Source organism: Frankia sp. CoWAU3, assembly GCF_977971855.1.
This window is the reverse complement of record NZ_CDWWXB010000220.1, coordinates 1-5,468: the sequence shown is the minus strand read 5'-3', so window position 1 is coordinate 5,468 and position 5,468 is coordinate 1. Positions and strand designations below refer to the sequence as shown.

The 5,468-nt window shown below is 70.0% G+C and carries 3 protein-coding genes and 1 tRNA gene; 2 read left to right on the top strand and 2 right to left on the bottom strand.

Annotation, left to right across the window (positions count from 1 at the left end; all coding sequences use genetic code 11):
* The first annotated feature begins 416 nt into the window (after positions 1–416).
* Positions 417–1,856, top strand: coding sequence for a DUF1254 domain-containing protein (locus tag AC08ON_RS15740; RefSeq protein WP_476608314.1), 1,440 nt, complete (start codon positions 417–419; stop codon positions 1,854–1,856).
* Here the strand turns inward: AC08ON_RS15740 and AC08ON_RS15735 are convergent.
* Together AC08ON_RS15735 and AC08ON_RS15730 are read right to left on the bottom strand one after the other, a co-directional pair.
* Positions 1,834–4,251, bottom strand: a complete 2,418-nt coding sequence (locus AC08ON_RS15735; RefSeq protein ID WP_476617239.1) for a DUF7846 domain-containing protein — start codon at positions 4,249–4,251, stop codon at positions 1,834–1,836. The genes AC08ON_RS15740 and AC08ON_RS15735 overlap by 23 nt on opposite strands.
* An 86-nt stretch (positions 4,252–4,337) precedes the next feature.
* On the bottom strand, positions 4,338–4,994 hold the full coding sequence (locus tag AC08ON_RS15730; protein ID WP_476608312.1) for a single-stranded DNA-binding protein: 657 nt from the start codon (positions 4,992–4,994) through the stop codon (positions 4,338–4,340).
* A 352-nt stretch (positions 4,995–5,346) separates the two neighbouring features.
* On the opposite strand from AC08ON_RS15730, the gene AC08ON_RS15725 reads away from it, so the two are divergent.
* Positions 5,347–5,419: transfer RNA gene (locus AC08ON_RS15725), tRNA-Arg, on the top strand.
* Positions 5,420–5,468: the final 49 nt, after the last annotated feature.

Sequence of the window (5,468 nt, the reverse complement as noted above, 5' to 3'; positions counted from 1 at the left end):
AGGATCAACAGAAGGCCGCTTCACGTCCCGGCGACACGCCGGCCCACCCCAAACCACCAGCGACTATCACACAGAGTGATACCCGAAGGTTAAACGACAAGCTTAGGTAATACACATCCGGAAGATCAGCTTTGGTCATGGGCTGCGAAAACTCCAACCAAGATCGAACTATCTAGGAAACTCCCGCTAGGGCATCGCGCCCGCCTTCCTCACAGCGGTGATCGGTGGCCCGTCGGCCGACGTCGAGGACCGGGCGGATCACCGGATGCTGCCCGGCCCCCGGACGGCATCCGGTGGGTACCACACCACAAAGAAGGGCACGGACTGTGGAGGCGGCCACTGTGGGGGCGACCACTGAAACGTGGGGGCGTGGGGGCGACCACTGAAAAGGAGATGACGAGCACGGGGAGGACCGCATGCTCGCGAGTGACCATCGGCTCGGGCTGGCTGCCGAGGCGTTCATCTTCGGATATCCCCTGGTCAGCAACGTCCGGCTGAGCGTACGGACGGCGGCTGAGGGAATCGGGCCAATCCGGCCTGCCGGGTACAACGCCTTCGCTCACGAGACGGAACCACCCGCGCCACTGTCCTGCTTCGTCAGCGTCGACAACGACGCCCTGTGCTCGGTGGCCGAGGTCGATCTCACGCCGGGTCCGCTGGTCCTGCGGATCCCCGACACGCCGGATCGTTACAGCGTTATGATCTTCATGGACGCCTGGCGGAACAACTTCGCCTACGTGGGACGGCGAACCACCGGCGGACGGGGTGGGCGCTATCTGCTCGTCCCGCCGGGCTGGACAGGCAGCGCGCCCGCGTCGCTGGCCCGCATCGAGGCACCGACCCGGCTGCTGACGCTGATCAACCGGTTCGGCTTCGACGGCCCGGCGGACATCGCGGCGGTGTCCCGGCTGCAGGAGGAACTGGACCTGAGCCCGCTGGATCCCGAGGCCCGCCGCGCGGAGGGACCGCCAGAACACTCGAAGAGGGTCTGTGACGACCTCCGGTTCTGGGAGGAGCTGCGCATCTGGCTGCGCTCCTATCCTCCGTCGCGGGCCGAGGCCGAGTACGCCCGCCACTTCACCTCGCTCGGGATCCTCGACGATCCTTCGCCGTACGTCGACCCCAACCCGGGCCTCGCCTGGTCCCTGCGCACCGGGCTGCGCGCCGGCCGCGACAAGCTCGAACGGGTGGCGCACGCCGGCCGGGCGCTGACGAACGGCTGGGTGAGCACCCCGCATGCCCTCGACTTCAACCTGGACCGACTCGGACCGGGCACGATCGACGATCCGGCCTGGCGGATAAGCGATCGGGCACAGGCCCGTCTCGCCCGGGCGATGGCCGCCCGGCTCCCGCGGGGTGCGACACACGGCTATGAGGAGATCCAGGCGAGCCGTGCCATTGACACGGACGGCCGTCAGCTGAGCGGGGCCCACCGGTACCTGCTGGAGCTGGTGCCGCCGCCGCAGGCCGCGTTCTGGTCGCTGACGATGTACGACGCGCCCGAGTACTACCTCGTCGAGAATCCCCTGCACCGGTATTCCCTGCGGAGCGGCGACCGCGATCTGCGCCGCGGTCCGGACGGCTCGGTGCGCATCCTGCTCCAGAGTGATCCCCTGGAGGACGGCGGGCCGCTTGACAACTGGCTGCCCGCGGCGGTCGGCGATTTCCGGCCCGTCCTACGGATCTACGAGCCGGGGGCCGACGTCCTCGACGGAACGTACGTGCTCCCTCCCATCCGCCGCATCGACCGATCACCGGGCCGGCCGATCATCAGGCCGACCGTTCACCGGGGCGTCGGGGCGCCGGGGCAGGCAGGTCACCCGGGCGGGCAGGTCAGCCTCGACGATCATCGATGATGATGCGCAGCGGCGGCCGACGTCCCTCCCCGACCTCATCGACCTCCCCGAGGGATCCGAGCACGGTGACCGGCGGGCCGGCAGCCGGCCGGGAACCGTCCGGCTTGGAACCGTCCGACCGGGAACCGTCCCGTGCGGCCAGCCGCACGGGCAACACCTGCTGATCGAGGAAATGTTCCCGTCCGGAAGGGCTCGTCGCGTAGTAGGCCACGGTGATGGAGGTGCCCCGACCGTCCCGCACGGTGCTCGCCGACGGACGGCCGAGGGATCCGGAATGCACCCGGGACCGACCGGAGTCGTTGCGGTCAGTCACGATTCCGGTGCTGTCCATGCCGCCAGCGATGTTGGCAATACTGGTGATACTGATGATATCGGTGGTATCGAGGCCGTCCGCGTCGACGGTGAGGATCATCGAGGTGGGGATCCGCGGATGGACCGGAATCGACAGGCGGCGGACACCCTCGGTGAGCACGACGCGGGCGGAACGGGCGCCCGCGGGCGCGGCATCCACTCTCAGGGTCACCGCCACCCGCCTGCCGCTCCTGACCGCCAGCCGTTCGACCCGCGCGGTGGAGGGCGAGGCGGGTGAGCGGTCGTAGGCCGATGCCAGGCGGAGCAGATAGGCCGGGCGGTCCGCGTGGTCAGCGGCCACGATGAGATCGTCGACCCCCCGCGACACGGCGAACAGCACAGGATCTTCGAGCTTCGGCCCGTTCGCGGTCACCGGAGTGGGATGCCCGAGAAACGGCGGGTTCGCCGCGACGAACACGAGCGGATTGCCCGGCAGCCGATCCAGCATCGCGCTGAGGTCACGGTCGTGCCCGGTGAGCGTGAGGTTGGCGCGCACCGCCCCGACCAGGACGACGGCCGTGAGCGCCAGGATGGCGGCGCCGGTCCCCGCGACGGCGATGAGCCCGAGTCTTCGCCCGCGGGCGAAGACGGCTTCGCCGGCCCTGACCAGGCCCTCCGCGCCGAGGTGGACGAGCGGGATGAGCACCGGGACCAGGTAGAAAGGGCCGACGTAGCGGATGCCGCCCCACAACTCGGCCGCGTTCCACGCGCCCCAGAAGCCGACGTATCCGCCCAGGAAGAGCAGCCCACCCGCACCCAGGAGCGCGGCGGGTGCGGACAGCTGCCGCCGAGCCGCCACGACGATCGCGCAGCCGGCCAGCACCACTCCCCCGCAGGCCCAGCCGCCGAACAGCCACAGGTGGTCGCCGACCGACCGCAGCCCTTCGAGCAAGCCGAAGTCGTGCCTGCCGTCGCCGGGATACAGCTTGCGCACCCCGAAGCCGAGCTTGTCGTCGGGTTCGAGGAGCGTGAACGGCAGCCGCAACGGGTCACCGGTGGCAGCGGCGTTGCTGAGCAGGACAAGCGCCACGGGCGCGGCGAGCCCGCAAAGCAGCCACCAGCCCAGCCACCAGCGCCCGCCCGTGGAGGTCAGGAGCAGCCAGATCGCGAGCGGAGCCAGGAGCAGGACGACGTCGTACGGCCGCACCGCCGCCGCCACGCCGAGGGCGAGGCCCGCGACGACCACCGGTGCCGCCCGTCGGCGGCGCCGTCCCCGCAACACTCCCAGAACGGTCACCTGCAGCAGCACCAGGGTCAGCAGGTAGCTCAGCACCATCGCGCTCTGCAGGATCACCAGCGGGGAGAGGGCGAGCAGGGTCGCCGCCAACGCCGCGGTCCGCCGGTTACCGAACAGCTCGACGCCCAGCAGGTAGGTGACGACGACCGCCGCCATGACGATCATTGCAAGCACCGGATCGATGCTTCCCGTCAGCACGATGCCGATTGCGAAGATCGCGGGTACGAAGGGCGTGTACTTCAACACGTAGTGATCGCCGACAACGGTTCCCAGCCACGGCAGGTAGGACCGTGCCGGGTCCGGGGCGGGCGGGAACAGGCGGCCCTCGGCGAGGGTCCTGGCATGCAGGAGGTAGATGCCCTCGTCGTTGTTGACCGACAGGAACGGGAACACGGTGTGCCGGAGGACGACGGCGACCGCCGTGCTCAGAACGGCGAGCACCATCACGTACCGAGCGGGCCCCGAGATGCTCGCGAGACGAACGCGCAGCCGCTGGACGGGAGTCCGCCGACCGCGAGCGGCGTCGGAAGCCGGCGGCCCGGCCGGCGGTTGTTCTCCGTCCGGCCGGGACCGCGGCGTGTCGTTCCGGGGCTCGGCGTCACCCCCGAGCCCAGTGTTACCCCTGGGCACGGCGTCACCCCTGGGCACGGCGGCGACCACCGATCCGGGTGTCCCGTGCGCAAGGCCACTCTCCAAGCCGGGACTCACGACAACCTGCGCATCGATGACGTCGAAGGGCGCCTGCGGCTCTGTCCCGGGTTCGACGGAGACAGGCCCCGTCTGCCCCATCTCGTGCCGGCTGCTCATCCACGGCACGGTACCCAGCGCCCTCGGCCGCAGCGGACGCAGGTCGGTCCGACTCGCCCTCCAGGTCCCCACCATCGGCTGGACGGTCAGGACAGGTCATGGGAGGAGGGAAACGACTGCCAGGGGGAATCGCCGACCGTCACCGCGGACGGGCGCGGTTCGCCGGGCGCCGCACCCGCGCCTTGGAGCCGCCCGGAACCCTCCGGCGGTCCCTCGGCCATCGACGCCATGGCCGTCGCGGCGGATGCCGCTCCGGCCGCATCCGCATCCGCACCGGCGACCGGGAAGCCGGCCAGAGCGCCGTGCTCGGATCCCACCAGAGCGGACGGATCACTGGGAACATCCGTCGCGGCCGCCGCCACCACCGCGGAGCCCGGGCGACGGGCAAGTCGCTCCGAGCGAGCCGCATGCCAGGTGAGCTCGGTTCCGACCGCATCCGCGTCGATCTCGTAGGTAACCCGCCGTTCCCCTTCGCCCGTCTCGAACGACCGCTGCCGCAGCCTGCCGTAGACGAGCGCGCGATCACCCCGGACGAGGCTGGCAGCGACGTTGTCCGCGAGCTGGCGCCAGCAGGAGACCCGCAGGAACAGCGTGGTTCCGTCGACCCAGCGGCTCTCGGAACGATCAAACCGGCGGGGCATCGATGCGAGGCGGAAGGTGCATATCGACGCACCGTTGGCCGTCATCCGATGATCCGGATCGTCGACCAGGTTGCCGACAAGCGTGATGGTCGTCTCGAGCATGGCGTGCTCCTCGGGTCAGGGACGGATCCGCCGGGCTGGCCGCGAACGGCCTCTCCCACAGTGAGCCGTCACGGCGACTTCGGAAACCCTCGGTTGGTCGCCTGTGGATAACGAGGGTTCGCCCACAGGCCACGCATCCACGGACCCACGCGCACCGGCACGCCGACGCTCGGACCCCACGCCGGTCCGCGACGCATCCCGTCTGCCCACCTGCCACGGACGCCTCAGCGTCGTACCTCGGCCTTCCCAGGAGCTTGACCTTCCCAGGAGACGGCGCGTCCCCGCGTGTTCGATGCCTGGTCGAACCTTGCTACCCTGTTGTAGCTCCCCGGTGGGCCCATCCCCTGCAAGCGCGCCCGTAGCTCAGTGGATAGAGCGAGTGCCTTCTAAGCACCAGGTCGCAGGTTCGATCCCTGCCGGGCGCACTCGGGGATCAGGCTCGCATGCTGCGCCTTTTCGATCCCCTCGTCATGT

What these genes read in the sequence shown, in the direction of transcription:
- AC08ON_RS15730 (WP_476608312.1), bottom strand. Translation starts at nt 4,994, where the DNA reads ATGCTCGAGACGACCATCACGCTTGTCGGCAACCTGGTCGACGATCCG.
- AC08ON_RS15735 (WP_476617239.1), bottom strand. Translation starts at nt 4,251, where the DNA reads ATGAGCAGCCGGCACGAGATGGGGCAGACGGGGCCTGTCTCCGTCGAA.
- AC08ON_RS15740 (WP_476608314.1), top strand. Translation starts at nt 417, where the DNA reads ATGCTCGCGAGTGACCATCGGCTCGGGCTGGCTGCCGAGGCGTTCATC.